Source organism: Mesorhizobium sp. M0159, from assembly GCF_040322295.1.
Taxonomy (GTDB): Bacteria; Pseudomonadota; Alphaproteobacteria; order Rhizobiales; family Rhizobiaceae; genus Mesorhizobium.
Window position 1 is genome coordinate 95,171 of record NZ_JAMYTF010000012.1, and the last position, 26,065, is coordinate 121,235.

Here is a 26,065-nt window from a genome sequence, read left to right on the forward strand (position 1 = left end):
CGGAGAAAGATCCCATGCAGCTGAAAAAGCTTGCCTTCTTGCTTGCCGTGCTTGCCGGTCTTGTGACCGCATCCGTGTCGGCCTTTGCCGCCGATCCGGAAAACACCATGATCGTAACGCTGAAGGACGGCGACGTGACCATCGCGCTGAGGCCCGACCTTGCGCCGAAGCACGTCGCGCAGATCAAAAAGCTGGTGCGCCAGGGCGCCTACGACAACGTCGCCTTTCACCGCGTCATCGACGGCTTCATGGCGCAGACCGGCGACGTCAAGTTCGGCAACATGAAGAGCGGCTTCAATGCCGACGCTGTCGGCACCGGCGGCTCCGATCTTCCTGACCTGCCGGCCGAATTCTCCAGCACCGAACACTACCAGCGCGGCGTGGTCGGCATGGCCCGCTCCGACGATCCGAATTCCGCCAATTCGCAATTCTTCATCATGTTCGCGCCGGCACCGCCGCTCGATGGCCAGTACACCATCGTTGGCAACGTCGTCAGCGGCATGGAGCTGGTGGACCACATCAAGAAAGGCGACGAGGCGCAGAACGGGACGGTGACCGACCCCGATCGCATGATCAAGGTGCGCATCGCCGCGGACGGCAAGTAACCCCAATTGTTCAAAAGGATATTTCTGACATGGCCGAAATCAAGGACCGCGAGAACGCGCTTATCATGGACACGACCAAGGGCAAGGTCGTCATCGAATTGTTTCCAGATCTGGCGCCCGGCCATGTCGGCCGTATCAAGGAGCTGGCGCGCGAAGGCGCCTATGACGGCGTGGTCTTCCACCGCGTCATCGACGGCTTCATGGCGCAGACCGGCGACGTGAAGTTCGGCAATTCCAACAAGCCGTCTTTCGCGCCATCGCGCGCCGGCACTGGCGGTTCCGACAAACCCGATCTGAAGGCCGAGTTCTCCAACACCAACCACGGCCGCGGCACCTGCTCGATGGCGCGCTCGCAGAACCCGAACTCGGCCAATTCGCAGTTCTTCATCTGCTTCGACGATGCCGCCTTCCTCAACCGCCAGTACACGGTATGGGGCCAGGTCATCGAAGGCATGGACAACGTCGACAAGATCAAGCGCGGCGAACCGGTGCAGGATCCTGACAAGATCGTGTCGCTCAAGGTCGCGGCCGACGTGAAATGACCGGCCGGGCTGTCGCGGCCATCGCATTTGTGCTCGTCGCGGCGGCCACTCCGGCGCTGGCAACGGAATCGATCGTCTGCAGCGCCGACGGCGGCGCGGCATCGATTGATGTTTTGATGGGACACACGGCCGTCATTGCGGTGGCTCGTGTGTGGCTGGATGCCGGCGGCAAGACATGGACCACGGACGGACAGGCAGGCTCAACGAAAGTCATCGTTGGACAGGCATTCGAAGACGACGAGCGCATGCTGATCGATCTCACTGATGAGGGCCTCAGCTCGATCGTCGCCAAATTGCGGCTGGTCAAGGCCAGCGAGCAGTCCAGCTTCGCAATGGGCGGTACGCTGAGCATAGACAGTGTCGGCGCCTGGGCGGTGACCTGCCCGGAACCTTGAGGCGGGGATTTCTTGCGCGTCGATCTTTTCGACTTCGATCTGCCGGAGGAGCGCATCGCGCTTCGCCCAGCCGAGCCGCGCGACAGTGCCAGGATGCTGGTGGTCAGGCCGGGTGAGGGGCTCGAAGACCGGACGGTGCGCGACCTGCCGGCCCTGCTCAAGGCCGGTGATGTGCTGGTCTTCAACGACACCAAGGTCATTCCGGCACAATTGAAGGGCATCAGGCGGCGCGGCGAAGCAGCAGCGCAGGTCGAAGCCACGCTGCATATGCGGATGGCGCCCGACCGGTGGCTCGCCTTCATGCGTCCGGGCAAGCGCATCGCCGCCGGCGATCGCATCCATTTCGGTCATGACGCCAATTCCTGCTTTCTCGGCCAGCTCGACGCGACAGTGATCGAGAAGGGAGAAGGTGGCGAGGTGCTGCTCGGCTTCGACCTGTCAGGTCCGTTCCTCGACGAGGCGCTGCATGCCGTCGGCCACATCCCGCTGCCGCCCTACATCGCTTCCAAGCGTGACGACGACGGACGCGACCGCAGCGATTACCAGACCATTTATGCCAAGGAGGAGGGCGCCGTGGCCGCGCCGACGGCAGGGCTGCATTTCACGCCGGAGCTGTTTGCGACGCTCGACGCCAAGGGCATAGAGCGCCGTTTCGTCACGCTGCATGTCGGCGCCGGTACGTTCCTGCCGGTGAAGGCGGACGACACCGCCGACCACAAGATGCACGCCGAAACCGGTTCGGTCAGCCCGGAAACCGCCGAGGCGCTGAATGCGGCGAAAGCAAAAGGAGGGCGCATTATCGCCGTCGGCACGACATCGCTGCGCTTGTTGGAGAGCGCGGCTGGCGAGGACGGCAGGCTGGCAGCATGGTCAGGCCCGACCGACATCTTCATCACGCCCGGCTATCGCTTCAAGACCGCAGACATGCTGATGACCAATTTCCATCTGCCGCGTTCGACGCTGTTCATGCTGGTTTCGGCCTTCTGCGGTTTGCAGACGATGCGCGCGGCCTATGCGCATGCGATCGAGAACCGCTACAGGTTTTATTCCTATGGAGACGCAAGTCTTCTGTTCAGGGAGGATAGTAATGGACGATGACCTGGAAACCTTCGGCCGCGAAGCCTTGATCGCCGAGGTCAGGAAACTGCGCGCCGGAATCCGCCAACACCGCGACGCCACCGGCCATGATCTGTGCTGGCATCATCCCGACCTCTGGTCGCTTTTGCCCGAAAAGACCGAGCCGGCGATTGCCGTGCCACCGTGGCCGAAATTCATGCGCGGCTGCATCCGCTACCGGCAATCACTCGATAAGCAGGCTCCGGACGCGCCGGTATTCGACAAAGAGTTCGATGGCTAGGGAATTCAATGACTAACGCATTCAATGACTAACGCATTCACCTTCAAGGTGCTGGCGACCGACGGCAGGGCGCGGCGTGGTGTAATCACCATGCCGCGCGGCGAAATCCGCACGCCTGCCTTCATGCCGGTCGGCACCGGCGGCACGGTGAAGGCCATGTATATGGATCAGGTGCGCGGCGTCGGCTCGGACATTATCCTCGGCAACACCTACCACCTGATGCTGAGACCCGGCGCCGAGCGCGTGGCGCGGCTCGGCGGCCTGCATGAATTCGCCCGCTGGCCGCATCCAATCCTGACCGACAGCGGCGGCTTCCAGGTGATGTCGCTGTCGAAGCTGCGGAAACTGACCGAGAACGGCGTTACCTTCCGTTCGCATATCGACGGCGGCGCCTACGAGATGTCGCCGGAGCGTTCGATAGAGATCCAGGGGCTGCTCGATTCCGACATCCAGATGCAGCTCGACGAATGCACAGCGCTGCCGGCCAAGCAGAACGAGATCGAGCGTGCCATGGAGTTGTCGTTGCGCTGGGCCGAGCGTTGCAAGACGGCATTCGGCGAGCAGCCCGGCAAGGCGATGTTCGGCATTGTGCAAGGCGGCGACGTGCCGGATCTGCGGCTGCGCTCGGCGCAGGCGCTGAAGGCAATGGAGCTGAAGGGCTACGCGATCGGCGGGCTGGCTGTCGGCGAGCCGCAAGCGGTGATGCTGGAGATGCTCGACATCACTTGCCCGGAGCTGCCGGCTGACCGGCCGCGCTACCTGATGGGCGTCGGCACCCCGGACGACATTTTGAAGTCGGTGGCGCGCGGCATCGACATGTTCGACTGCGTGATGCCGACGCGGGCAGGGCGCCACGGCCTTGCATACACACGGCGCGGCAAGGTCAATCTGCGCAACGCCCGCCATGCCGACGATCCGCGTCCGCTCGATGAGGAAAGCGACTGCCCGGCCGCACGCGACTATTCGCGGGCCTATTTGCACCATCTGGTGCGCTCGCAAGAGGCGCTTGGGGCGATGCTCCTGACCTGGAACAATCTGTCCTATTACCAGCAGCTGATGCGCGACATTCGTGAAGCGATCGAGGCTGGCAGGTTCGCCGAACAAGCCGAGATCATCACGCAGCAATGGGCAAACGGTGACCTCGCCGTCCGGTAGGCATGCTCGCCAGGAATCCGGCTCCAGGGAGGAGTTGCCCCTTCCATGAACTGTTTTGAAACGACTGCCTAATAAGCATTGCCGGACGACATCGGGCGAGGATCAAGAACCTGTTCGTTTCGGGGCAAGTTTCAGTTCCTGGCACGACGGTGCGGACGAACGGCATCGCCGAGCCTTCGCCTTCCGTGGCTGTCCAGCAATGGACGGCGGGGTCGTTGCTTGCCGCTCTGGCGATCGCAGTGACCGGCCTGGTCTTGCGCTTACTTGGCGCGCGCGGCGACCTTTGGCTGGACGAGATCTGGAGCTTTGCGCTGATCGAGCCGCTGACCTCGATCGACCAGATATTCTGGCGCGTCAATCACGACAACAATCATTTCCTCAACTCGGTCTATCTCTATCTCATTGGCCCCGATGCTTCGCCGCTGATCCAGCGAGGTCTGTCGATAGCATTAGGTGTTGCCACGATCGGTGCGGCGGCAGCGAGCGCCGCATCGCGCGGACGACAGGCGATGATTGCCACAAGCCTGTTGTTTGCCGTGAGCTACCCAATGATCCATTACGGCTCGGAGGCGCGCGGCTATGCCGGCCTTGTGCTGTTCACGCTGCTTTCGGTCATTTTTCTGGAGCGCCGGCTCGACAGTAGACGGTGGTCTGGCGTGGCCTTGGCAGCGGCGATCCTTTTCGGCTTCCTGTGCCACCTCACCATGATCGGAATGGTGGCGGTCCTCGCAATATGGACCGCCTGGCTCGCCTGGCAGCGTACGGCGAAGGTCGGCCGTGTCGTTGCGGACCTGGCGTCGATCTTCCTGCCGGGCTTGCTTGCCGTGCTGCCGCTGGCTGTCGGCGTGTTTGTCGGCGGCAGGCTGTTCGGCTTCAGTGTCGGTGGTGTTTCGCCGTTCTCGATTGCCGCCTTCGCGCAGGGCTATGGCGGGATGATCCGCTCTCTGTTCGGGCTGCCACCCTGGTTCGGTGACGGGCCCTACATCGTTGCCGCCTGCTGTCTTGTCGGCCTCTCCGCCGGTGTCTGGCGCGGTCGCCGAGCCAGCCTTTATGCGATCGGGATTATCGGACTGCCTTTGCTCATGGCGGCGGCGCATCTGCCCAACCTCGAGTTCCCACGCTATTTCATCATTAGCGGAACATTGCTGCTGCTCTGGGCCGGCGAGATGATTGGCCGCGGCCTGGATGCTCGCGGGACTGCAAGGCTACTTGCGATGGGAGCGCTGGCGATCGTGGTGAGTGGAAGCATTTCGTCGCTGCTTCAGTTCTATCAATATGGACGCGGCTCCTACGCCGCTATCGTTGATGAAATGACCAGGAACGGCGCAACCACCTATGCCAGCGACGGCAATTTCCGCACCCCCATTGTCGTCGACTATTTTGCGGCGCGAATGGATCGTCGGGCATTGCTGGTTCCAGACGACGGGATGTGCACCGAACGGCCCGCCTGGCTGGTCCTCGAGGGGGACGTGGACAAACAAGCCGAACATGTCGAACCGACGGCCGCATGCGCTCTGGCCTATGAACGGGCCGATGCGTCGAGGCATTGGGGGTTTTCAGGCCTGAGCTGGACGCTCTACCGGCGACAGGATTGAAACACCCCTTTAGGTGCTGAGCGACGTGGACGCACGCAGGCTGCAGCCGGTGATCCGAAAGCTGCCGTCAGGCTGTAGTTCGAGCGTGTAGACCGCCTCGTAGTCCTTGCCATCCGGGCCGACGATCAGCACTTGCTGGATGATCGAGGTCGGGCTCGTCTCGCGAACCTTGCCGAAGGAGTAGGTCTGCGGTTGGCGCACCGGCAGATAGCCTTTTGTCACCATGTTCATGAAGGTATCGACGGTCGGAAAGATGCGTTTCACATTCGGTGCGGCAAAGCTGTAGGCCGTCATTCCGTCATTGGCGATGAAGGCCCTCAACTGCCCATCGATGACCGTCTGCGCCGCTTTGACTTCGGCGTCGCCAGCAAAGGCCTGGGATGCGAAAATGAATGGAACGACTGCGAATGCGAAAAACGCGCGGCGCATGGCCTGTCTCCGTTGTCCCTGAGAAATCGCTGCCTGAAGGTACATAATACCATACGCTTTGCAGTGCTTCAGGGTTTCAGCCGAGCGCAAACATTCGGCGTGGCAGTCCGTGTCCGAGCCGAGAAAGCATTGTCGAGGCGAGAACAGCCTGAGCGATTGCCGATGCTTGAAAGGCGAACGGCAGTCTGCCACAAGGGCCGCTCGATTATACCTAGAGCGTGCGATGTGAGCAGGACCAGGCAATGAAGGCATTTTTCGTGCAGATAAAGTGCGATCTGGGCAAGGCCTACGACGTTGCCAGCGCCCTGGCCGATGCCGAGATTGCTTCGGAAATCTACTCGACAGCCGGAAACTACGACCTGCTCGCCAAATTCTATGTCGACGACGAGGAAGACATCGGCCACTTCGTCAACGAGAAAGTGCAGATTCTCCCGGGCATCAAGGACACGTTCACGGTCGTCACCTTTCGCGCTTTTTGATCCGCATCCGGCATCTGCCCGGACACCAGGCAAAGCCTGATCAAGGCCCTATTGGTGCTGCCTTAATTTTAGGCAAGTGCGATATACTGATCGCCGGCGCCCAACAAATCACCGATTGCGCTTGATTTTCTCCAGCGAGGCCAGTGAAATGGCGCCACAGGGGAGTATGCGATTGGCAGCGTTCGATGAAATGCTTCCGGAAGTTTCCGGGCTGAGAAAACCGTATTCGGCTTACGATCGCTGGCTGAAGGAACAGGACCCGGCCAGACTTACCGAGAAGATGCAGGACGCCGAACGCGTCTTTCGCAAGACAGGCATCACTTTCGCCGTCTACGGCGAGCAGGAAGCATCGGAGCGGCTGATACCCTTCGATATCGTTCCGCGCATCATTTCGGGCAATGAATGGCGACGGCTGACGCAAGGCATCGAGCAGCGCGTCCAGGCGCTGAACGCCTTTCTCGACGACATCTACCATCGCCAGGAGATCTTGCGCGCCGGCCGGGTGCCGAAGGAGTTGATCGCCAAGAACGAGGCGTTCCTGCCCGAGATGATCGGGGTGCGGCCGCCGGCCGGCGTCTATACCCACATCATCGGCGTCGACATCGTACGCATCAGCGAGAACGAGTTCTACGTGCTGGAGGACAATGCGCGCACGCCGTCCGGCGTCTCCTACATGCTGGAGAATCGCGAGACGATGATGCAGCTCTTCCCCGAGCTGTTCCAGCAGATCAAGGTGCGGCCGGTTGAGAATTACCCGCAGCTCTTGCGCCAGTCGCTGGCGGCAGTGCGGCCGCAAAGCACCAAGGGGGCGCCGACCATTGCCGTGCTGACGCCGGGCAGCTTCAACTCGGCGTATTTCGAACATGCTTTCCTTGCCGACCAGATGGGCGTGCAGCTTGTCGAGGGGCAGGATCTGCGCGTCGTCGATGGCCATGTCGCGATGCGCACCACCGAGGGCTACAAGCAGATCGACGTGCTTTACCGGCGTGTCGACGACTCGTTCCTCGATCCGCTGACCTTCCGCCCCGACTCGGCACTTGGCGTGCCGGGCATTATGGACGTCTACCGCGCCGGCAACATCACGATCGCCAATGCGCCGGGAACCGGCATCGCCGACGACAAGGCGATCTATTCGTACATGCCCGAGATCGTCGAATTCTACACCGGCCGCAAGGCGATGCTCGGCAACATCCCGACCTGGCGCTGCTCGGAGCCGGACAGCCTGAAATACGTGCTCGAGCACATCGATGAATTGGTTATCAAGGAGGTCCACGGGTCCGGCGGTTACGGCATGCTGGTCGGTCCGGCGGCGACCAAGAAGGAATGCGAGGATTTTTCCAAAAAGCTCGCGGCGAAACCGTCGAACTACATTGCTCAGCCGACGCTGGCGCTGTCGACCTGTCCGATCCTGACGGACAAGGGGCTGGCGCCGCGCCATGTCGATCTGCGCCCCTATGTGCTGGTTTCCGACCGTATCCAGATCGTGCCCGGCGGGCTGACCCGAGTAGCGCTCAAGGAAGGCTCGCTGGTCGTCAATTCCTCGCAAGGCGGGGGCACGAAGGATACGTGGGTGTTGGATGATTAGAGTGGAAGTAGCGAGTAGGGAATAGCGAATAGCGAATAGTGAATAGTGAATAGTGAATAGTGAATAGTGAATAGTGAATAGTGAATAGTGAATAGTGAATAGATAAGGATATGGGGTCGTTGATGTTGGTGAAATGCCCTGAAGTGAAGCGCGCGGAATCGTGCCCTGGAATCTGGATAGTCACCATTCACCATTCACCTTTCACTATTCACCACAGGACCGCCTGACATGCTTCTCGGCCGCACCGCCAACGGGCTCTACTGGATGAACCGCTACATCGAGCGGGCGGAAAACATGGCGCGATTGGTGGATGCCGGCCTGCGCATGGCGCTGACTCGTACCCAGAACGCTTCGGAGGAGTGGAATTCGGTGCTGCTCAGCGCCGGTTCAGACGCCAGCTTCACGCAGAAATATTCCGACTACACCGCCGCCAATGTCGCCGACTATCTGCTGCGCGACACATCGAACCCGTCGAGCACGATGTCGTCTATCGAAACGGCCCGTAACAATGCCCGCATGGTGCGCACGGCACTGACGCGTGAAACCTGGGAAAGCATCAACGAAGCCTGGATGTCGCTGAAGCGGATGCTGGCCAAGCCGATCGACGAGCGCGACCTGCCCAACGCACTCGACGCAATCAAGCGCGAGACGGCGCTGATCCGCGGCTCGTTCTACGGCACGATGCTGCGCAACGAGATTTTCGATTTCTCGCAGCTCGGCACTTATGTCGAACGCGCCGACAACACCGCGCGTATCCTGGATGTGAAATACTACGTGCTGTTGCCGTCGATCTCCTGGGTCGGCTCGACGCTCGACAACTACCAGTGGGAATCGATCCTGCGCTCGGTGTCGGCGCACCGTTCCTATCGCTGGGTCTATGATGCCGACTACAAGCCGAGCAACATCGCCGATTATCTGATCCTCAACGTCCGCATGCCGCGCTCGCTGACCTTTTGCTACCGCTTCCTGACGGAGCATCTCAAATTCCTGGGTGACGACTATGGGGAGCGCCACGCCTGTCATGCAACGGCTTCCAAGACTCAGGCCATGCTGACGGCCGGGTCGATCAAGGATATTTTCGACGCCGGCCTGCACGAATTCCTGGCCAATTTCATCCGCGACAACACCAGGCTCGGCGACGAGATCGCGCAGGATTACAGGTTCTATTGAGCATGATCCAAAAAAGCGGAGATCGGTTTTCGGAAAAGCTCATGCTCCAGGGACGAGAGCGATGCGGCTGAAGATCACCCACCGAACCGAATACCGCTACGATGCGCCGGTGCACTATCTGTTGCAGCGTTTGCGGCTGCTCCCGGTGAACGGGCGCACCCAGACGGTACTGTCCTGGGCGCTGAAGATCGAAGGCGCACGCGAGGAAGTGCGCTTCACCGACCATTTCGGCAATGATACCCGGCTGTTGAGCGTCGAGGGCGAGCGCGACTTCATCACCGTCGAAGCAGCCGGCGAAGTGGTGACGCGCGACACCGCTGGCGTCTGCGGACCGCACCAGGGTTTCGCGCCGCTCTGGCTGTTCGGCCAGGAAACGCCGCTGACGACGATCGGCAGCGGCATTCGCGAGCTTGCTGCCTCCGTCGGCAAGGGTACCGACATCGAAAGGCTGCACCGGTTGATGGCGGTGATCGGCGAGCGCGTCGCTTATACGCCGGACACCACCAACGTGACGACGCCGGCCGAAGAGGCCCTGGCGCTCAAGACCGGCGTTTGCCAGGACCACAGCCACATCTTCGTTGCCGCGGCGCGTGCCATGGATTTTCCGGCCCGCTATATCAGCGGCTACCTGATGATGGATGCGGCCATCGAGCAGGCGGCAAGCCACGCTTGGGCCGAGGCGCATGTCTCGGGCCTCGGCTGGGTCGCCTTCGATGTCGCCAACGGCATTTCTCCGGACGAGCGTTATGTGAAGGTGGCGACCGGCCGCGATTATCGCGACGCCACGCCGGTATCTGGAATTCGGCTGGGACAGGCGGAAGAACAGCTTGCGGTCACCGTCACCGTGGAGCAGTAATCCCCGGCAAGATTGTTGCCAAAGAGATTCGATGACCTATTGCGTCGGCCTGAAGATCGATCGCGGGCTCGTGTTCATGTCGGACACGCGCACCAACGCCGGCATGGATTCGATCTCGACCTTCAGGAAGATGCATGTCTGGGAAGAGCCGGGCGAGCGCGTCATCGTTTTGATGTCGGCCGGCAATCTGGCGACGACGCAGGCCGTGGTCAGCCTGCTCGACGAACGCACCAAGGCAGTGGCGGAGCGCCGTGCCACGCTGCTCGAAACGCCCTCCATGTACCAGACAGTCCGGTTGGTCGGAGACACCGTCAAGGAGGTCATCGCCAGTTCGTCGCCGGCTGGCGAAAAGGCGGATTCCTACTTCAACGCCTCCTTCATCCTCGGCGGTCAGATCAAGGGCAGCGCGCCGCGCCTGTTCATGATCTATCCGGAAGGCAATTTCATCGAATCGACCGACGACACGCCGTTCTTCCAGATCGGTGAGACCAAATACGGCAAGCCGATCATTATCCGCGCTTATGAAAGGACGATGAGTTTCGCCGAGACGGTGAAATTGCTGCTAGTGTCGTTCGACTCGACGCTGAAGTCGAACCTGTCGGTCGGCCTGCCGCTCGACCTGCTGTTCTATGAAAAGGACACTTTCAAGGTCGGCCTCAAAAAGCGAATAACCCAGGACGATCAATATTATCGTACGATCTCGGATAGCTGGTCGAACGCGCTGAAGACCGCCTTTGCCAGTCTGCCTGATTTTCCCGAATGAAAACCTTCGTTTTTCGTGCTCTTTGATCGCGGCTCGATGAGGCGCCACGGAGGCGAAGAAGATGAATAGCAACGAATTCCGCGAGTGGTCGCTGCGAGCGGCTGAATGGGGCGTCGACTACAGAAACAGCCTTCGCGAGAGACCGGTGCGGCCGCTTGTCGAGCCGGGCGAAATCTTCAAAAGCGTCGATGCCGCGCCGCCGGAAGACGGTGAAACGATGCAGGCAATCTTCGCCGATTTCGAACAAAAGATCCTGCCTGGCATGACGCACTGGCAGCATCCGCGTTTCTTCGCATATTTCCCGGCCAATGCGGCACCGGTCTCAGTCGTGGCCGAGTATCTGGTTTCCGCGATGGCCGCGCAATGCATGCTCTGGCAGACCTCGCCGGCGGCAACCGAGCTCGAGACGCGGGTCGTCGACTGGATGCGGCAGGCGCTTGGTTTGCCGGAGGGATTTTCCGGCGTCATGCAGGATTCGGCTTCATCGGCGACGCTTGCCGCCGTGCTGACCATGCGCGAGCGCGCGCTCGACTGGCAAGGCAACAAGAACGGCTTGCAAGGGCAGCCGGTCGTGCGGATCTATTCTTCCGACCAGGTCCATACTTCCATCGACCGGGCGATCTGGGTGTCGGGGATCGGCGAGGCGAACCTCGTTCGCATTCCGGTCGCCGGACGCTTCCGCGCCATGCAGACGGCGGCTCTGGAAGCCGCGATCGTTACCGACCGCGAAAACGGCATGCTGCCGGCGGGCATCATCGCCAGCGTCGGCGGCACAAGTACCGGCGGCACCGACAATGTGGCGGCTGTTGCCGAGGTGGCGAAGCGGCACGGGCTCTACCTGCATGTCGATGCCGCATGGGCCGGCTCCGCCATGATCTGCCCCGAGTTCCGGCATTTCTGGACCGGCGCCGAAAATGCCGATTCCATCGTCTTCAACCCGCATAAATGGTTGGGGGCACAGTTCGATTGCTCGATGCAGTTCATCCGCCAGCCGGAAGATCTGGTCCGCACGCTGGCGATCAAGCCCGAATTCCTCAAGACGCATGGCCGCGACGGGGTCATCAACTACTCCGAATGGTCGGTGCCGCTCGGCCGAAGATTCCGCGCGCTGAAACTTTGGTTCCTGCTGCGTGCGCATGGCTTGGAAAATCTGCGGACCATGATCCGCAACCATGTCGCCTGGAGCGAGAGCCTCGCCGCGCGGCTGGCTCGGGAACCGGATTTCGAGATCGTCACGGAACCGATGCTGTCGCTATTCTCATTCCGCCATCTCGCGGCTGCGGCCATCGACTCTGACGAGCGCAATTTGCGGTTGGTCAGCGCGATCAACGATGACGGCCGCATTTACCTGACGCAGACCCGGGTGGACGGGCAGGTGGCGATCCGCTTTCAGGTCGGGCAGTTCGAAACGACTGCGGCGGACGTCGATACTGCTTTCGAGGTCATCACTGAGATCGCGCGGGGGCTGAGTTGATACCCTCGTCGAGATTGCGCCGGAGCTTTTCTCTCTGCAGTCGCCCGATTTTCATTAGCCGGCCCATACCTGTTCATGGCTTTCGTTTTCAGCTATAGACGAGAAAAACGAAAATGAGAGGTTGCTAGATGTATCTGTCGCCGCGTCATTCCGAAATCATCCAGATGGCCAAGGACCATGGCCGCGTACTGGTCGAGGAACTGGCGACGCATTTCAACGTGACGCCGCAGACGATCCGCAAGGATCTCAACGATCTCTGCGACCAGCGGCTCTTGTCCCGCATCCATGGCGGGGCATTGTTCCCCTCCGGCATCGAGAACATGGAATATGAGGCTCGGCGCAAGATCGCCGCCGAGGAGAAGGAGGCGATCGGCCGCGCAGCAGCCCGGCTGATCCCCGACAACGCGTCTCTGTTCATCAATATCGGGACAACGACGGAAGCTGTCAGCAAGTCGCTGCTCGATCACAGCGGCCTGATGGTCATCACCAATAACATCAATGTTGCCAACAGGATGCGCATATATCCTTCGATCGAGGTGGTGATCGCTGGCGGTGTCGTGCGCGGTTCCGACGGCGGTGTGGTCGGCGAGGCCGCGGTCGATTTCATCAGGCAGTTCAAGGTCGATTTTGCGGTGATCGGCGCCTCGGCCATCGACCATGACGGCGCACTGCTCGACTTCGATTTTCGCGAGGTGAAGGTGGCTCAGGCGATCATCGCCAACGCCCGACATGTGATCCTGGTGTCGGACCAGACCAAATTCGAGCGCACCGCGCCCGTCCGCATCGGCCATCTGTCGCAGGTCAACACCTTTATCACCGATCGTTGCGACATCCCGTCGGTGCGTAAGATCTGCCAGGAGGCAGAAGTTCAGCTGATCGAAACGTCGCTATCCTAGAGATGCCGTTGCGGCATCTTCCGCCTATCATATTTCGTTTGACATTCGTTATCATTTCGAAATAATTCCTCTACGGTTTCGCAAGAACCCAAAAATGCTGCAATGCGAAATCGAGGGAGGATTCTTTGAGCGCATCACCGATTCATGACATTTTCGTCATCGGTGGCGGCATCAATGGCTGCGGCATCGCCCGCGATGCCGTTGGACGTGGCTTTTCGGTTTTTCTTGCCGAGATGAACGATCTGGCCAGCGGGACCTCTTCCGGCTCGACCAAACTGATCCATGGCGGCTTGCGCTATCTCGAATTCTACGAATTCCGTCTGGTGCGCGAAGCGTTGATGGAACGCGAGGTCCTGTGGAAGAACGCGCCGCATATCATCTGGCCGATGCGCTTCGTGCTGCCATACGCCAAGGGACTGCGTCCGGCCTGGCTCATCCGGCTCGGGCTTTTCCTCTACGACCATATTGGCGGGCGCAAATTGCTGCCGCCGACGAAAACGCTGGACATGGCCAAGGATCCGGCCGGCAAGCCGCTGAAGCCGCTGTTTCGAAAGGCGTTCGAATATTCGGACGGTTGGGTCAACGATGCCCGGCTGGTTGTGTTGAACGCCCGCGACGCTGCCGAGCGCGGCGCAACCATTCGAACCCGAACAAAGGTCGTCAGCGCACGCCGCGAAGGCAATCTCTGGACGGTCAGGCTTGAAAATGTGCGGACCGGCGATACCGAGGAGGTCAAGGCGCGGCTGCTGGTCAATGCCGCCGGCCCGTGGGTCGATCAGGTGCTGTCGGCCACCGTCGGCTTGAACGACGTGCACAATGTCCGCCTCGTACAAGGCAGCCATATCGTCGTGGGCAAGAAATTCGACGACCCACGCGCCTATTTCTTTCAGAACAAGGACGGGCGCATCATTTTCGCCATCCCTTACGAGGACGAGTTCACGCTCATCGGCACCACCGACCGTGACTATCCCGGCGATCCGCACAACGTCAGGATCAATGACGCCGAGATCGACTATCTCTGCGCTGCGGCAAGCGAATATTTCGCGCAGCCGGTCAAGCCGTCGGATATCGTCTGGACCTATTCCGCGGTGCGACCGCTCTACGACGATGGCGCCTCAAAGGCGCAGGAAGCCACCCGAGACTATGTGCTGAAGGCCGATGGAGGCGAGGGTGCCGCCCCGATCGTCAACGCCTTTGGCGGCAAGATCACGACCTACCGCCGATTGTCGGAATCGATGCTCGAGAAGATCGAGGGTTTTCTCGGCAAGCGCGGCAAACCATGGACGGCAAACGCGCCGCTGCCCGGCGGTGACTTTCCCGTCACCGGCTTCGATGCCGAGGTGGCGAAACTGAAAACGGCGTACCCGTTCCTCGACGCCCGGCTGGCCCGCCGGTTGACCCGGCTCTACGGCACCCGCGCAAGGAAGCTGCTGGGCCTCGCCAAGTCGAACGTCGATCTTGGCCGCAACTTCGGCGCCGATCTCTACGAAGCCGAGGTGCGCTACCTCGTCGAAAACGAATGGGCGATGACTGCCGAGGATGTATTGTGGCGCCGGACCAAGCGCGGCCTGCGTCTCAGCCGTGAGCAGGCGGCAGTGCTCGACGAGTTCATGCGCGGAATAAGCCGGCAGCACGTAGCGGCTGCCGAATAGGAACGGCCGACTGATGCAGAAAGCCTGGGAGGAGGCATCATGCTTGAACTGAGAAACGTGACGAAGACGGTGGGTGCAGCGGAACATATCCGCGACGTCTCGCTGACGCTTCAGCACGGCTCGCTCAACGTCCTGCTCGGGCCGACGCTCTCCGGCAAGACCAGCCTGATGCGGCTGATGGCGGGCCTCGACGTGCCGACCTCGGGCTCGGTCTGGTTCGATGGCAAGGATGTCACCGGCATGCCGGTGCAAAAGCGCAACGTCGCCATGGTCTACCAGCAATTCATCAATTATCCGGCGATGACGGTCTACGAAAACATCGCCTCACCGCTGCGGGTGGCCGGCACGGATCAGGCAACGATCGACAGGGAGGTGCGCAATGCCGCCGCCCTTCTCAAACTAACGCCCTATCTCGACCGGACGCCTCTCAGTCTGTCGGGCGGCCAGCAGCAGCGCACCGCGCTGGCCCGCGCCATCGTCAAGAATGCCAGCCTCGTGCTGCTCGACGAGCCGCTCGCCAATCTCGACTACAAGCTGCGTGAAGAATTACGCGCGGAACTGCCGAAAGTCTTCGCGGCCGCCGGTACAATCTTTGTTTATGCCACGACCGAGCCGCACGAGGCTTTGCTGCTCGGCGGCAACACGGCAACGCTTTCCGAGGGCAGCATCACCCAGTTCGGGCCGACCATCGAAGTGTTCCGCAAACCGGTCGATCTGGTGACGGCGAGAACCTTCGCCGATCCGCCGCTCAACACCATCGTGCTTGCCAAGAAGGGCCTGGATTTCCTGCTCGAGGGCGGCGTGAAATTGCCGGTGCCGGCGGAACTCTTCGGCATTGCCGATGCGATCTATACGATCGGCTTCCAGCCGCATCATCTGTCCCTCGATCGGCCCAACGCCGCCGCAGTGCCGGTGCGCGCAAAGGTGACGATCACTGAGATCACCGGATCGGAAAGCTTCATCCATCTCGATTTTGCCGATGCGCGCTGGGTCATGCTGACCCACGGCATTCGCGACTTCGAGCCGGACGAGGAGGTCGAGGTGTTCATCGACCCGCGCCACATCATGGTCTTCGACGAGCACGGCCGCGCCGTGGCCGCGCCGAAGCTGGCGGCCTAGGAGGAAGCGATGGCGCGCATCGATGTCAATCATATCCGCCACTCCTATCTGCAGAACCCGCGCACGGATGCCGATTTCGCGCTGAAGGAAGTGCACCACACGTTCGAGGATGGCGGCGCTTATGCGCTGCTCGGCCCATCCGGCTGCGGCAAGACCACGCTGCTCAACATCATTTCGGGATTGCTGCATCCCTCGCATGGCCAGCTGCTGTTCAACGGCAGGGACGTGACCAATCTGTCGACCCAAGAGCGCAACATTGCGCAGGTCTTCCAGTTCCCGGTGATCTACGACACGATGACCGTCTACGACAATCTGGCATTCCCGCTGCGCAATCGCGGCGTGCCGGAGGCCGACGTCGACCGCAAGGTGCGCGAGACGCTGGAGATGACCGGGCTGGCCGATATGGCCAAACGAAAGGCGCGCGGACTGACCGCCGACCAGAAGCAGAAAATCTCGCTCGGACGCGGGCTGGTGCGCTCCGACGTCAATGCCATCCTGTTCGACGAGCCTTTGACCGTCATCGACCCGCATATGAAATGGGTGCTGCGCTCGCAGTTGAAGCAGCTTCACCGCCGCTTCGGCTACACCATGGTCTATGTCACGCACGACCAGACCGAGGCGTTGACCTTCGCCGACAGGGTGGTCGTCATGTATGACGGCGAAATCGTGCAGATCGGCACACCGGCGGAGCTGTTCGAGCGCCCGCGCCACACCTTTGTCGGCTATTTCATCGGCTCGCCCGGCATGAATGTCATGCCGGTGGCGATCGACGGCAAGACAGCGAAGCTGGGCTCGCAGCAGATCGAACTGCCGGGCGTGCCCAAGGCGGGCGGCGGCGCCATCGAGCTCGGCATCCGTCCCGAATATGTGCGCCTGGGCAGCCAGGGCATGGCCGTCCGGGTCAGCAAGGTCGAGGACGTCGGCCGCCACAAGGTGGTCCGTGCCAATCTCGAAGGACGCGAGATCGCCGCCGTCATCGGCGAGGACGAGACAGTTCCGGCTGATCCGAAGGTGCGGTTCGACCCGGCCGGCATCAACATCTATGCCGATTCCTGGCGCGTCGAGATGGGAGCCTGAAGTGGAAAAGACCTGGAACAACAGAGCCTGGTTCCTGGTGCTGCCGGTGCTGCTGCTGGTGGCGTTCTCGGCGGTCATACCGCTGATGACGGTCGTCAATTATTCGGTGCAGGACACTTTCGGCAATAACGTCTTCTTCTGGGCCGGCACGGAATGGTTCGAGGAACTGCTTTCCTCCAGCCGCTTCTGGCAGGCGATGATCCGCAACCTTGTCTTCTCCTTCATCATCCTGGCGATCGAAGTGCCGCTCGGCATCTTCATTGCGCTCAATATGCCGAAGAAGGGTTGGGGCGTGCCTGTTTGCCTTGTTTTGATGGCGTTGCCGCTGCTGATCCCGTGGAACGTCGTCGGCACCATCTGGCAGGTGTTCGGGCGCAACGACATTGGCCTGCTCGGCTATTACGTCAACGCGCTCGGCATCGACTATAATTATGTGCAAGACCCATATGACGCCTGGGTCACGGTCATCATCATGGACGTCTGGCATTGGACCAGCCTCGTCGTTCTGCTCTGCTATGCCGGCCTGGTCTCGATCCCGGATGCCTTTTATCAGGCGGCCAAGATCGACGGTGCCTCGCGCTGGGCGGTGTTCCGTTACATCCAGCTGCCGAAGATGAACCGCGTGCTGCTGATCGCCGTGCTGCTGCGCTTTATGGATAGCTTCATGATCTACACCGAACCGTTCGTGGTGACCGGCGGCGGACCCGGCAACTCGACGACCTTTCTTTCGATCGATCTCGTCAAGACGGCGCTCGGCCAGTTCGACCTCGGCCCGGCGGCGGCGATGTCGCTGGTCTACTTCCTTATCGTCCTGTTGTTGTCATGGGTGTTCTACACCGTGATGACCAATTACGACGCGGAGCGCTGAGATGAGCCGCGCTGACGAAAGAGCCGACAGAGTGAGCGAGACGACAGCTTCGGAAGGGCTTGCCAGCACGCTACGGCAGGACGAGATCGCACGGCTGATGCGCCGTCGCGGCGAGGAGTCGCGCTGGTGGTGGATCGTGCCGACGCTCTACATCATCGTTCTGCTTTTGCCGATCTACTGGCTCATCAATATGAGCTTCAAGACCAATGGCGAGATCGTCTCGTCGCTGACGCTCTACCCGCACGCACCGACATTGGCGAATTACCGCACCATCTTCACCGACGCGTCCTGGTACTCTGGCTACATCAACTCGATCACCTATGTGGTTATGAACATGGTGATTTCGGTGGCTGCGGCACTGCCTGCTGCCTATGCCTTTTCGCGCTATCGCTTCCTCGGCGACAAGCATCTGTTCTTCTGGCTGCTGACCAACCGTATGGCGCCGCCGGCGGTGTTCGCGCTGCCATTCTTCCAGCTTTATTCGGCCTTCGGCCTTATCGACACCCACATCGCCGTGGCTCTGGCGCATTGCCTGTTCAACGTGCCGCTGGCGGTGTGGATCCTCGAAGGCTTCATGTCGGGCGTACCCAAGGAGATCGACGAGACCGCCTATATTGACGGCTATTCGTTCCCACGCTTCTTCATCAAGATCTTCATGCCGCTGATTGCGAGCGGCATCGGCGTGGCGTGCTTCTTCTGCTTCATGTTCTCGTGGGTGGAGCTCTTGATCGCCCGTACGCTGACGACAACCGATGCCAAGCCGATCGCCGCGACCATGACCCGCACCGTTTCGGCCGCCGGCATGGATTGGGGGCTGCTCGCCGCAGCCGGCGTGCTGACGCTGATTCCCGGCGCGCTCGTCATCTGGTTTGTGCGCAACTACATCGCCAAGGGCTTTGCCCTGGGGAGGGTATGATGGAGCAGGTCGACAGAAGCCCATGGTGGTGGGCCGTGCTGCTTCTCGCCCTGGTCGTCGTGGCCTGGGTGGCACTTCAAATCGATTTCGTGGCAATAACGGTGGGCTTCAGCGATCCGGCCAATATCCGCCTGTGGGGATTTAACCTCTCGTCCAACCTCGATTTTTCGTGGATGGCCTGGACGTGGCCGACCGCGGCCTTCTTTGGAACCATCTTTCTGCTGCTTTGCGGCATGGCGGCGTGGGAATACGTCTCGCCGGGCGGCAATCCGCGCGTCGGCGTGCTGCGGTTCGAAACGACGCGTGGCGACCGCCTGTTCCTGTCGCTGCTTGGCAGCGCCTTTATCCATCTCGCTTGGCTGGGTCTAGTCGGACCCAATCTGTGGTGGGCTCTCGCTCTCTCCGTGGTCTACGCCGTCGGCGTGTTCCGCTACGTATAGAGGGGGAAACTGTTGGAACGGCGGCGTGCCGGCCGCCGATCCAGATCGCACTTTGAACTTTAACAGTGGAGGAAATACATGCGACGGCAATTCTTGACATCAACAACTGCGCTTGTCCTGTTGCTCGGGGCAAGCAATGCCTATGCCGGAATGGACGAGGCCAAGGCCTTCCTCGATAAGGAAATCGGGCCCCTTTCGACGCTTTCGCGCGCCGACCAGGAAGCCGAGATGCAATGGTTCATCGATGCCGCGAAACCTTTCGCCGGCATGGATATCAAGGTGGTTTCCGAAACCATCGCCACGCATCAGTATGAATCGCAGGTGCTGGCGCCGGCCTTTACGGCCATCACCGGCATCAAGGTTACGCATGACGTCATCCAGGAAGGCGACGTCGTCGAGAAGATCCAGACCCAGATGCAGACCGGCCAGAACCTCTATGACGGCTGGGTCAACGATTCCGATCTGATCGGCACGCACTGGCGCTACCAGCAGGTGCGCAACCTGACCGACTGGATGGCAGGCGACGGCAAGGATGTCACCAACCCGAATCTCGACCTGAAGGATTTCATCGGCACTTCGTTCACCACCGCGCCCGACAAGAAGCTCTACCAGCTTCCCGACCAGCAGTTCGCGAACCTCTACTGGTTCCGGTACGACTGGTTCAACGACGAGAAGAACAAGGCGGACTTCAAGGCCAAATACGGCTACGACCTCGGCGTGCCGGTCAATTGGTCGGCCTATGAGGACATCGCCGAGTTCTTCACCGGGCGTGAGATCGATGGCAAGAAGGTCTACGGCCATATGGATTATGGCAAGAAGGACCCGTCGCTCGGCTGGCGGTTCACCGACGCCTGGCTGTCGATGGCCGGCAATGGCGACAAGGGCATTCCGAACGGTCTGCCCGTCGACGAATGGGGCATCAAGGTCGACGAGAATTCGCGTCCGGTCGGTTCCTGCACGGCGCGCGGCGGCGACACCAATGGCCCGGCTTCTGTCTATGCCATCCAGAAGTACCTCGATTGGCTGAAGGCCTATGCACCGGCGGAAGCCCAAGGCATGACCTTCTCCGAATCGGGGCCAGTTCCGGCGCAGGGCGCGGTTGCCCAGCAGATCTTCTGGTACACCGCCTTCACCGCCAGCATGGTCGACGCCAGCGCCAAGGCGGTGCTGAACGACGACGGCACGCCGAAATGGCGCATGGCGCCGTCGCCGCATGGCGTCTACTGGAAGGACGGCATGAAGCTCGGCTATCAGGACGTCGGTTCCTGGACGCTGATGAAGTCGACGCCGACCGACCGCGCCAAGGCCGCCTGGCTCTACGCGCAGTTCGTCACCTCGAAGACGGTCGACGTGAAGAAGAGCCATGTCGGCCTGACCTTCATCCGCGAGAGCACGATCCACGACAAGAGCTTCACCGAACGTGCGCCAAAGCTCGGCGGCTTGATCGAGTTCTACCGCTCGCCGGCGCGCGTCCAGTGGTCGCCGACCGGCACCAACGTGCCGGACTATCCTAAGCTGGCACAGCTCTGGTGGCAGGCGATCGGCGATGCTTCGTCGGGTGCCAAGAGCGCGCAGGAAGCGATGGACTCGCTCTGCGGCGAGCAGGAAAAGGTGATGAGCCGCATCGAGAAGTCGGGCGTCCAGGGCGATATCGGCCCGAAGATGGCCGAAGAGCATGACCTCGCCTACTGGAATACGGACGCGGTCAAGAAGGGCAATCTCGCTCCTCAGCTCAAGATCGAGAACGAGAAGGAAAAGCCGGTCACCATCAACTACGACGAGCTGGTGAAGAGCTGGCAGCAATAGGACCGTTTGATGCGGGCGTCCGCGCCCGCATCGCCATGCTCAGGGGAGGCGGCATGTTGCCGTCTCCCCTGTTTGCGTGAACGGCTCCGCGCCATCTGGCGTCGAGACATCGTAGCACCTTGAATTCGCTTCGACGGGAGAGAGAATGACCGGATATATCCTTGCAATCGACCAGGGGACGACATCGAGCCGGGCGATCCTGTTCGACGACAAGATGATGGTCGTCGGCAGCGGGCAAAAGGAATTCACGCAATATTATCCGGCCTCCGGCTGGGTCGAGCACGATCCCGAGGAGATCTGGTCGAGTGTCGTGGAAACGGTAGAGGCTGCGCTGAAGACAGCCGGCCGCAATGCGGCGGATGTCGCGGCGATCGGCATCACCAACCAGCGCGAAACCGTCGTCATCTGGGACAAGGAGACCGGCAAGCCGATCCACAACGCGATTGTCTGGCAGGACCGCCGCACCGCGCCGCTGTGCCAGAAATTGAAGAAGCTGGGACTGGAGAAGAAATTCACGAAAAAGACCGGCCTGCTGCTCGATCCGTATTTCTCCGGCACCAAGATCGCCTGGATGCTGGACAAGGTGAAGGGCGCAAGAAAACGCGCCGAGAAGGGCGAGCTGCTGGCCGGCACCATCGACAGTTTCCTGATTTGGCGGCTGACCGGCGGCAAGGTCCACGCCACTGACGCCACCAACGCCTCGCGCACACTGGTCTACAACATCGAACAAAACGCCTGGGACGACGAGCTGCTGGCCATTCTTGGCATACCTGCAAGAATGCTGCCGCAGGTGAAAGATTGTGCCGATGATTTTGGAATCACCGACAAAAGCCTGTTTGGTGCACAGATCAGAATCCTCGGTGTGGCCGGCGACCAGCATGCGGCGGCGATCGGCCAAGCCTGTTTCGAGCCAGGCATGATGAAATCCACCTACGGCACCGGTTGCTTCGCGCTGCTCAACACCGGCAGCGATCTGGTGCGTTCGAAGAACCGGCTTTTGACCACCATCGCCTACAGGCTGAACGGCAAGACCACCTACGCTCTGGAAGGCTCGATCTTTATCGCGGGCGCCGCCGTGCAATGGCTGCGCGACGGCATCAAGGTAATCGGCAAGGCCGAGCATAGCGGCAAATTGGCAGCGGAAGCCGATCCGACGCAGAACGTCTATCTTGTGCCGGCTTTCGTCGGGCTCGGGGCACCGCACTGGGATGCCGGAGCGCGCGGCGCCATCTTCGGGCTGACCCGCAACTCGGGGCCGGCGGAATTTGCCCGCGCGGCACTGGAATCAGTCGCGTTCCAAACACGCGACCTGCTTGACGCCATGCGCAAGGACTGGAAGGCCGCCTCGGCCAAGACCGTGCTCAGGGTCGATGGCGGCATGGTGGCGTCGGACTGGACCATGCAGCGGCTGGCCGACATTCTCGATGCGCCGGTCGACCGGCCGACAATTCTCGAGACGACAGCACTCGGTGCGGCATGGCTGGCCGGCTCGAAGGCCGGTGTCTGGCCGAAGGCGCGGGAATTCGCCAGGAGTTGGGCGCTCGAGCGCCGGTTCAAGCCGGACATGGATGCTTCGACACGTGCGGCCAAGCTGGCCGGTTGGCGCCACGCTGTGCGCAGGACGCTAAGTACGCAATAGGCAGGGATGCCCCGATGCCCCGGGATTCGCACTAATGAAAAACCCGCGCCGTTTCGGGCGCGGGCTTGCAGCCTCTAATCTGGGACTCAGTAAGGCGACCGGCACTGCCGGCGCGGACCGTAGTTGGGCTGGTAAGTGTTGTCAGAAGCGCGATAGCTCCGATAACGGTCATAGCACCACTGCACGTGGGCATCGCCACGATAGACACGATTCTGGTTGACGATCGCGCCGGTAATCAGCGCTCCAGTAGCAAACGCAGCCAGCGGGAACCAGAAATCGCCGTGACGGCGATAGCCGCGACGATATTCGCGATAGCCGCGATGGCCACGCCAGTACATGCCGTCGTCACGCGAAAAATTGCGACGGAAATCGCGACGCGAGAAATCGCGATTGAAATTCCGGTGCCTCCGCCACGGCTCGTACTGGACGGTCTGGACATTCGAGGTGAGCCCCTGGGCCGGGGGCGCATAGCTGGGCTGAGCGTTGACTGGCACGATCTCCGCGGCAGCGAATGAGATCGAAAGAGTGGTCGCCAGCAGGCCCGACATGATCCTATTCATGGTCTTCTCCGTCTTCTCCTTGAAACGCATGTCCCTTATCGCGGGAAACGGGCAGGCTGCGCAAATTGTTCCGCCAAAAATCCCAAGTTGCTGATCCGCAAAGGTTCTTCCGATTTGCTGCTTGCCTTTGTCGGCATAGAGGGCGAGCTTCGGTCTTGCGCGAGAACGAGGCCGTTCCGTCGACGCCGAAGCGCTCCGCACGGCATGATGACACTGCAGGACAGTCCGGTTTGCGAGCCGTCTTTTTCCGGTTGACCGGCAGAGGCACTCTCCCTATGTTCCGCGCAATTTCGAGGGCGGCCTTTCTGAGCCCGCGGGAGCGCGTAGCTCAGCCGGTAGAGCAACTGACTTTTAATCAGTAGGTCATGGGTTCGAATCCCATCGCGCTCACCAAAATCAAAAGTGTCCAACCCGGAGACATAGGTAACAGATTGTACCTAAGACTTGGGTGACAACCTCGTGCCGAACGCATGCAGTGGCTTTAGCCGCCCGCCCCATCGTCCAGCATGGTGCCTGTGAGTGCCTCATAGGCCTTGCTGCACAGCTGAGAACCCGGACAATCCTTCACGATAAGCACTGGCGCCACGGTAAGAACCGCTGCGGCAAGGATTTGTACACCGAGACGGGTAGCGCTTACCTTCCTGCCCAACACACCGGCCAAGAAAAAGTAGAGACCCTGGGCCATGCAGGCTGCCGTCAGAATGCCCAAAAGCGTGCTGGTCGCTCTTGCGAAGGGCGTTATGTAGCCGTCGGGAAAACCCGACATGCCGAGATCCATCGACCATTGCAGCGCCAGTATGACGCTCAGCGCTGACCAGACGAGGGCCGTCGTGCGAGTGAACAGCGTCTGCTTTGGTTTGTTGCTCGGATCGGCCATCGGGATCACGTCGGGATTGCTTGCCGTGACATGCGCAAGCTCTCGGTCAGATCAGTGAGACGTTGCCGCCGGCGTGGCGTTCGAGCCGGCCGGCGAGGTCGAGCTCCAGCAGCACCATGAAGACTTGCGCGGGATGCAGGCCGGTGTGGCGGATGATCTCGTCTACCGCCACCGGCGTCGGGCCGAGCGCCTCGACGACGCGGTCGCGGTCGTCCTCGCGCGGCGGCGGCGTTGCCGAAAAGTCGGGCGGCTCCTCAAGCGGCGATGTCCTTGGGGCCCAGGCGCCGACCAGCGGGGCGATCGCACTGGTGATATCGGCGGCCTCGGTGACAAGGGTTGCGCCATCCTTGAGCAGGCCATTGGCGCCGGCAGCGCGCGGATCGAGCGGCGAACCGGGAACGGCAAAGACCAGCCGGCCCATCTCGCCGGCAAGCCGGGCGCTGATCAGTGAGCCGGAGCGCTGTGCGGCCTCGACCACCACCAATCCCAATGCAGCACCGGCGACGAGCCGGTTGCGGCGCGGAAAATCCTGTGCGCGCGGCTGCCAGCCAAACGGCATTTCGGAAATGATGGCGCCGCCGCGCTCGGCGATCTCGTCGCACAGGCCGGCATTTTCGGGCGGGTAGGGCAAATCGAGGCCGCCGGCGAGCACGCCGATTGTGCCAGTCGCAAGGCTGCCCTGGTGCGCGGCCGTATCGATGCCGCGCGCCAGGCCGGAGACGATGCCATAGCCGTCGCGGCCGAGATCCGCCGCCAGCATCCGCGCCATCTTGATGCCGGCCAGCGATGCGTTGCGAGCGCCGACGATGGCGACCGCTGGCAAGCGGAACACCGCGCTATTGCCCCTGACCGCGAGCAGCGGCGGCGGATGATCCATGCTTTTCATCAGCGGCGGATAATCCGCTTCGCCGATGCCGACGAAGCGGGCGCCAGCCCGCCGGGCGGTCTCCAGCTCCGCCTCGGCCTCGGCAATGGACGGGATGCGGACGATTTTTTTGGCGCCACCCGAAATCATCAGCTCGGGCAGCATCGATAGCGCTGCTTCGGCCGAACCGAACCGGTTGATCAGGTCGCGAAAGGAAGCCGGGCCGACATTCGGCGTGCGGATCAGACGAAGCCAGCTCAGCCGCTGCCGGTCGCTGAGGCGCGGCCCGGCGTCGGGCTCGCTCACTCCTTGGCCCCGATCTTACCCTCGGTGCCGGCAAGCAGCCGCGCAATGTTGGCGCGGTGCTTTACGATGACGATTAGGCTCATCGCCGCGAAAAGCCCGGCAATCTGCGGCGTGCTCAGGAAATACAGCGCCATGGGCACCACGACTGCTGCCGTCAATGCCGCAAGCGAGGAGAAGCGGAACAGGAAGGCCACCGCCAGCCAGACGACGGCGAAGATCAGCGCCGCCTGCCAGGCAAGGCCGATCAGCACGCCAAGGTAAGTGGCGACACCCTTGCCCCCCTTGAAGCCGAGCCAGACCGGAAAGAGATGACCTAAAAACGCGCCGAAGCCGGCCCAAAGTCCGAGCTCGGGCGCAAAGCGACCTGCGATCAGCACCGCCGCGGTGCCTTTAAGGGCGTCGAGCAGAAGCGTGGCCGCGGCCAAGCTCTTGTTGCCGGTGCGCAGCACATTGGTGGCGCCGATGTTGCCGGAGCCGATGTTGCGCACGTCGCCGAGGCCGGCGGCACGGGTGATCAGCAGGCCAAACGGGATCGAGCCGAGAAGATAGCCGAACACCAATGCCAAGACGGGACTGTAAGCCATTGTTCCCCCGAACTTTCCTTGGCTGAGCGGATTTTAAGCCGTGACGCCTGTTTTC

At 61.4% G+C, this 26,065-nt stretch carries 27 protein-coding genes and 1 tRNA gene; 23 read left to right on the forward strand and 5 right to left on the reverse strand.

Going from position 1 to position 26,065, the window contains the following annotated elements:
• The first annotated feature begins 14 nt into the window (after window positions 1-14).
• The 7 genes from NKJ32_RS14975 to NKJ32_RS15005 all read left to right on the forward strand — a co-directional run bounded on the left by NKJ32_RS14975 (window position 15) and on the right by NKJ32_RS15005 (window position 5,649).
• A complete protein-coding gene (locus NKJ32_RS14975; RefSeq protein ID WP_352471695.1) occupies window positions 15-605 on the forward strand; it encodes a peptidylprolyl isomerase in 591 nt (196 codons plus the stop codon).
• A gap of 29 nt (window positions 606-634) precedes the next feature.
• Window positions 635-1,147 (forward strand): peptidylprolyl isomerase, encoded by a 513-nt coding sequence (locus NKJ32_RS14980; protein WP_352568728.1) that lies wholly within the window; start codon window positions 635-637, stop codon window positions 1,145-1,147.
• Window positions 1,144-1,542 carry a hypothetical protein gene (locus NKJ32_RS14985; protein WP_352568726.1) on the forward strand — a complete coding sequence of 133 codons (399 nt, stop codon included), beginning with the start codon at window positions 1,144-1,146 and terminating at the stop codon, window positions 1,540-1,542. Before NKJ32_RS14980 ends, NKJ32_RS14985 begins: the two co-directional genes overlap by 4 nt.
• Window positions 1,543-1,554: 12 nt before the next feature.
• A complete protein-coding gene (queA, locus tag NKJ32_RS14990; protein WP_352827954.1) occupies window positions 1,555-2,640 on the forward strand; it encodes a tRNA preQ1(34) S-adenosylmethionine ribosyltransferase-isomerase QueA in 1,086 nt (361 codons plus the stop codon).
• Window positions 2,630-2,899: a hypothetical protein gene (locus NKJ32_RS14995; protein ID WP_023674879.1), complete on the forward strand. Its 270-nt coding sequence runs from the start codon at window positions 2,630-2,632 to the stop codon at window positions 2,897-2,899. Before queA ends, NKJ32_RS14995 begins: the two co-directional genes overlap by 11 nt.
• Window positions 2,900-2,923: 24 nt before the next feature.
• A complete protein-coding gene (tgt, locus tag NKJ32_RS15000) occupies window positions 2,924-4,054 on the forward strand; it encodes a tRNA guanosine(34) transglycosylase Tgt (protein WP_352827956.1) in 1,131 nt (376 codons plus the stop codon).
• 149 nt (window positions 4,055-4,203) lie between these two features.
• Window positions 4,204-5,649 carry a glycosyltransferase family protein gene (locus NKJ32_RS15005; protein WP_352568721.1) on the forward strand — a complete coding sequence of 482 codons (1,446 nt, stop codon included), beginning with the start codon at window positions 4,204-4,206 and terminating at the stop codon, window positions 5,647-5,649.
• Between the two features lie 9 nt (window positions 5,650-5,658).
• On the opposite strand, the gene NKJ32_RS15010 is transcribed toward NKJ32_RS15005, so the two are convergent.
• On the reverse strand, window positions 5,659-6,078 hold the full coding sequence (locus tag NKJ32_RS15010) for a DUF4864 domain-containing protein (RefSeq protein ID WP_352568720.1): 420 nt from the start codon (window positions 6,076-6,078) through the stop codon (window positions 5,659-5,661).
• 242 nt (window positions 6,079-6,320) lie between these two features.
• On the opposite strand from NKJ32_RS15010, the gene NKJ32_RS15015 reads away from it, so the two are divergent.
• The 15 genes from NKJ32_RS15015 (at window position 6,321) to glpK (ending at window position 22,818) form a co-directional block, all read left to right on the forward strand.
• Window positions 6,321-6,557, forward strand: a complete 237-nt coding sequence (locus NKJ32_RS15015; protein ID WP_023674883.1) for an Lrp/AsnC ligand binding domain-containing protein — start codon at window positions 6,321-6,323, stop codon at window positions 6,555-6,557.
• A 172-nt stretch (window positions 6,558-6,729) separates the two neighbouring features.
• Window positions 6,730-8,142 carry a circularly permuted type 2 ATP-grasp protein gene (locus NKJ32_RS15020; protein WP_352448777.1) on the forward strand — a complete coding sequence of 471 codons (1,413 nt, stop codon included), beginning with the start codon at window positions 6,730-6,732 and terminating at the stop codon, window positions 8,140-8,142.
• Between the two features lie 228 nt (window positions 8,143-8,370).
• Window positions 8,371-9,312 (forward strand): alpha-E domain-containing protein, encoded by a 942-nt coding sequence (locus NKJ32_RS15025; protein ID WP_352593481.1) that lies wholly within the window; start codon window positions 8,371-8,373, stop codon window positions 9,310-9,312.
• 61 nt (window positions 9,313-9,373) lie between these two features.
• Window positions 9,374-10,168 (forward strand): transglutaminase family protein, encoded by a 795-nt coding sequence (locus NKJ32_RS15030; RefSeq protein WP_352455718.1) that lies wholly within the window; start codon window positions 9,374-9,376, stop codon window positions 10,166-10,168.
• Between the two features lie 31 nt (window positions 10,169-10,199).
• Complete coding sequence (locus tag NKJ32_RS15035; protein ID WP_254817354.1) at window positions 10,200-10,931, forward strand: proteasome-type protease; 732 nt, start codon at window positions 10,200-10,202, stop codon at window positions 10,929-10,931.
• A 61-nt stretch (window positions 10,932-10,992) separates the two neighbouring features.
• Window positions 10,993-12,405: a pyridoxal phosphate-dependent decarboxylase family protein gene (locus NKJ32_RS15040; protein WP_352455719.1), complete on the forward strand. Its 1,413-nt coding sequence runs from the start codon at window positions 10,993-10,995 to the stop codon at window positions 12,403-12,405.
• 128 nt (window positions 12,406-12,533) lie between these two features.
• The gene (locus NKJ32_RS15045; RefSeq protein ID WP_023674889.1) at window positions 12,534-13,301 is read left to right on the forward strand and encodes a DeoR/GlpR family DNA-binding transcription regulator; all 768 of its coding nucleotides are present in this window, start codon (window positions 12,534-12,536) and stop codon (window positions 13,299-13,301) included.
• 125 nt (window positions 13,302-13,426) lie between these two features.
• Window positions 13,427-14,953: a glycerol-3-phosphate dehydrogenase gene (gene glpD / locus NKJ32_RS15050; protein WP_352697699.1), complete on the forward strand. Its 1,527-nt coding sequence runs from the start codon at window positions 13,427-13,429 to the stop codon at window positions 14,951-14,953.
• Window positions 14,954-14,992: 39 nt separating this feature from the next.
• A complete protein-coding gene (locus NKJ32_RS15055; protein ID WP_254817350.1) occupies window positions 14,993-16,072 on the forward strand; it encodes an ABC transporter ATP-binding protein in 1,080 nt (359 codons plus the stop codon).
• Between the two features lie 9 nt (window positions 16,073-16,081).
• Window positions 16,082-17,149 carry an ABC transporter ATP-binding protein gene (locus NKJ32_RS15060; RefSeq protein ID WP_352455722.1) on the forward strand — a complete coding sequence of 356 codons (1,068 nt, stop codon included), beginning with the start codon at window positions 16,082-16,084 and terminating at the stop codon, window positions 17,147-17,149.
• Between the two features lies 1 nt (window position 17,150).
• Entirely contained in the window at window positions 17,151-18,017 is an 867-nt protein-coding gene (locus NKJ32_RS15065; protein WP_023674893.1) for a carbohydrate ABC transporter permease, read from the forward strand.
• Between the two features lies 1 nt (window position 18,018).
• Window positions 18,019-18,933, forward strand: a complete 915-nt coding sequence (locus tag NKJ32_RS15070; protein ID WP_352523506.1) for a carbohydrate ABC transporter permease — start codon at window positions 18,019-18,021, stop codon at window positions 18,931-18,933.
• A gap of 173 nt (window positions 18,934-19,106) precedes the next feature.
• Window positions 19,107-19,373: a DUF2160 domain-containing protein gene (locus tag NKJ32_RS15075; RefSeq protein ID WP_031211283.1), complete on the forward strand. Its 267-nt coding sequence runs from the start codon at window positions 19,107-19,109 to the stop codon at window positions 19,371-19,373.
• A gap of 78 nt (window positions 19,374-19,451) precedes the next feature.
• Entirely contained in the window at window positions 19,452-21,179 is a 1,728-nt protein-coding gene (locus NKJ32_RS15080) for an ABC transporter substrate-binding protein (protein WP_352646485.1), read from the forward strand.
• Window positions 21,180-21,324: 145 nt separating this feature from the next.
• Window positions 21,325-22,818 (forward strand): glycerol kinase GlpK, encoded by a 1,494-nt coding sequence (gene glpK, locus NKJ32_RS15085; RefSeq protein ID WP_352568714.1) that lies wholly within the window; start codon window positions 21,325-21,327, stop codon window positions 22,816-22,818.
• Window positions 22,819-22,904: 86 nt separating this feature from the next.
• Here the strand turns inward: glpK and NKJ32_RS15090 are convergent, their stop codons facing one another.
• Window positions 22,905-23,378 carry a BA14K family protein gene (locus NKJ32_RS15090; protein ID WP_023674898.1) on the reverse strand — a complete coding sequence of 158 codons (474 nt, stop codon included), beginning with the start codon at window positions 23,376-23,378 and terminating at the stop codon, window positions 22,905-22,907.
• 317 nt (window positions 23,379-23,695) lie between these two features.
• Between NKJ32_RS15090 and NKJ32_RS15095 the strand changes: the two genes are divergently transcribed.
• Window positions 23,696-23,771, forward strand: a tRNA-Lys gene (locus tag NKJ32_RS15095).
• An 88-nt stretch (window positions 23,772-23,859) separates the two neighbouring features.
• On the opposite strand, the gene NKJ32_RS15100 is transcribed toward NKJ32_RS15095, so the two are convergent.
• The 3 genes from NKJ32_RS15100 to plsY are packed head-to-tail and all read right to left on the reverse strand — an operon-like array spanning window position 23,860 to window position 26,010.
• A complete protein-coding gene (locus NKJ32_RS15100; protein WP_352646487.1) occupies window positions 23,860-24,255 on the reverse strand; it encodes a hypothetical protein in 396 nt (131 codons plus the stop codon).
• Between the two features lie 46 nt (window positions 24,256-24,301).
• A complete protein-coding gene (dprA, locus tag NKJ32_RS15105) occupies window positions 24,302-25,426 on the reverse strand; it encodes a DNA-processing protein DprA (protein ID WP_352540581.1) in 1,125 nt (374 codons plus the stop codon).
• The gene (gene plsY, locus NKJ32_RS15110; RefSeq protein WP_352455728.1) at window positions 25,423-26,010 is read right to left on the reverse strand and encodes a glycerol-3-phosphate 1-O-acyltransferase PlsY; all 588 of its coding nucleotides are present in this window, start codon (window positions 26,008-26,010) and stop codon (window positions 25,423-25,425) included. Before plsY ends, dprA begins: the two co-directional genes overlap by 4 nt.
• Between the last annotated feature and the right edge of the window lie 55 nt (window positions 26,011-26,065).

What these genes read in the sequence shown, in the direction of transcription:
- NKJ32_RS14975 (WP_352471695.1), top strand. Translation starts at nt 15, where the DNA reads ATGCAGCTGAAAAAGCTTGCCTTCTTGCTTGCCGTGCTTGCCGGTCTT.
- NKJ32_RS14980 (WP_352568728.1), top strand. Translation starts at nt 635, where the DNA reads ATGGCCGAAATCAAGGACCGCGAGAACGCGCTTATCATGGACACGACC.
- NKJ32_RS14985 (WP_352568726.1), top strand. Translation starts at nt 1,144, where the DNA reads ATGACCGGCCGGGCTGTCGCGGCCATCGCATTTGTGCTCGTCGCGGCG.
- NKJ32_RS14995 (WP_023674879.1), top strand. Translation starts at nt 2,630, where the DNA reads ATGGACGATGACCTGGAAACCTTCGGCCGCGAAGCCTTGATCGCCGAG.
- tgt (WP_352827956.1), top strand. Translation starts at nt 2,924, where the DNA reads ATGACTAACGCATTCACCTTCAAGGTGCTGGCGACCGACGGCAGGGCG.
- NKJ32_RS15010 (WP_352568720.1), bottom strand. Translation starts at nt 6,078, where the DNA reads ATGCGCCGCGCGTTTTTCGCATTCGCAGTCGTTCCATTCATTTTCGCA.
- NKJ32_RS15015 (WP_023674883.1), top strand. Translation starts at nt 6,321, where the DNA reads ATGAAGGCATTTTTCGTGCAGATAAAGTGCGATCTGGGCAAGGCCTAC.
- NKJ32_RS15025 (WP_352593481.1), top strand. Translation starts at nt 8,371, where the DNA reads ATGCTTCTCGGCCGCACCGCCAACGGGCTCTACTGGATGAACCGCTAC.
- NKJ32_RS15030 (WP_352455718.1), top strand. Translation starts at nt 9,374, where the DNA reads ATGCGGCTGAAGATCACCCACCGAACCGAATACCGCTACGATGCGCCG.
- NKJ32_RS15035 (WP_254817354.1), top strand. Translation starts at nt 10,200, where the DNA reads ATGACCTATTGCGTCGGCCTGAAGATCGATCGCGGGCTCGTGTTCATG.
- NKJ32_RS15040 (WP_352455719.1), top strand. Translation starts at nt 10,993, where the DNA reads ATGAATAGCAACGAATTCCGCGAGTGGTCGCTGCGAGCGGCTGAATGG.
- NKJ32_RS15045 (WP_023674889.1), top strand. Translation starts at nt 12,534, where the DNA reads ATGTATCTGTCGCCGCGTCATTCCGAAATCATCCAGATGGCCAAGGAC.
- NKJ32_RS15055 (WP_254817350.1), top strand. Translation starts at nt 14,993, where the DNA reads ATGCTTGAACTGAGAAACGTGACGAAGACGGTGGGTGCAGCGGAACAT.
- NKJ32_RS15060 (WP_352455722.1), top strand. Translation starts at nt 16,082, where the DNA reads ATGGCGCGCATCGATGTCAATCATATCCGCCACTCCTATCTGCAGAAC.
- NKJ32_RS15070 (WP_352523506.1), top strand. Translation starts at nt 18,019, where the DNA reads ATGAGCCGCGCTGACGAAAGAGCCGACAGAGTGAGCGAGACGACAGCT.
- NKJ32_RS15075 (WP_031211283.1), top strand. Translation starts at nt 19,107, where the DNA reads ATGGCCTGGACGTGGCCGACCGCGGCCTTCTTTGGAACCATCTTTCTG.
- NKJ32_RS15080 (WP_352646485.1), top strand. Translation starts at nt 19,452, where the DNA reads ATGCGACGGCAATTCTTGACATCAACAACTGCGCTTGTCCTGTTGCTC.
- glpK (WP_352568714.1), top strand. Translation starts at nt 21,325, where the DNA reads ATGACCGGATATATCCTTGCAATCGACCAGGGGACGACATCGAGCCGG.
- NKJ32_RS15090 (WP_023674898.1), bottom strand. Translation starts at nt 23,378, where the DNA reads ATGAATAGGATCATGTCGGGCCTGCTGGCGACCACTCTTTCGATCTCA.
- NKJ32_RS15100 (WP_352646487.1), bottom strand. Translation starts at nt 24,255, where the DNA reads ATGGCCGATCCGAGCAACAAACCAAAGCAGACGCTGTTCACTCGCACG.
- plsY (WP_352455728.1), bottom strand. Translation starts at nt 26,010, where the DNA reads ATGGCTTACAGTCCCGTCTTGGCATTGGTGTTCGGCTATCTTCTCGGC.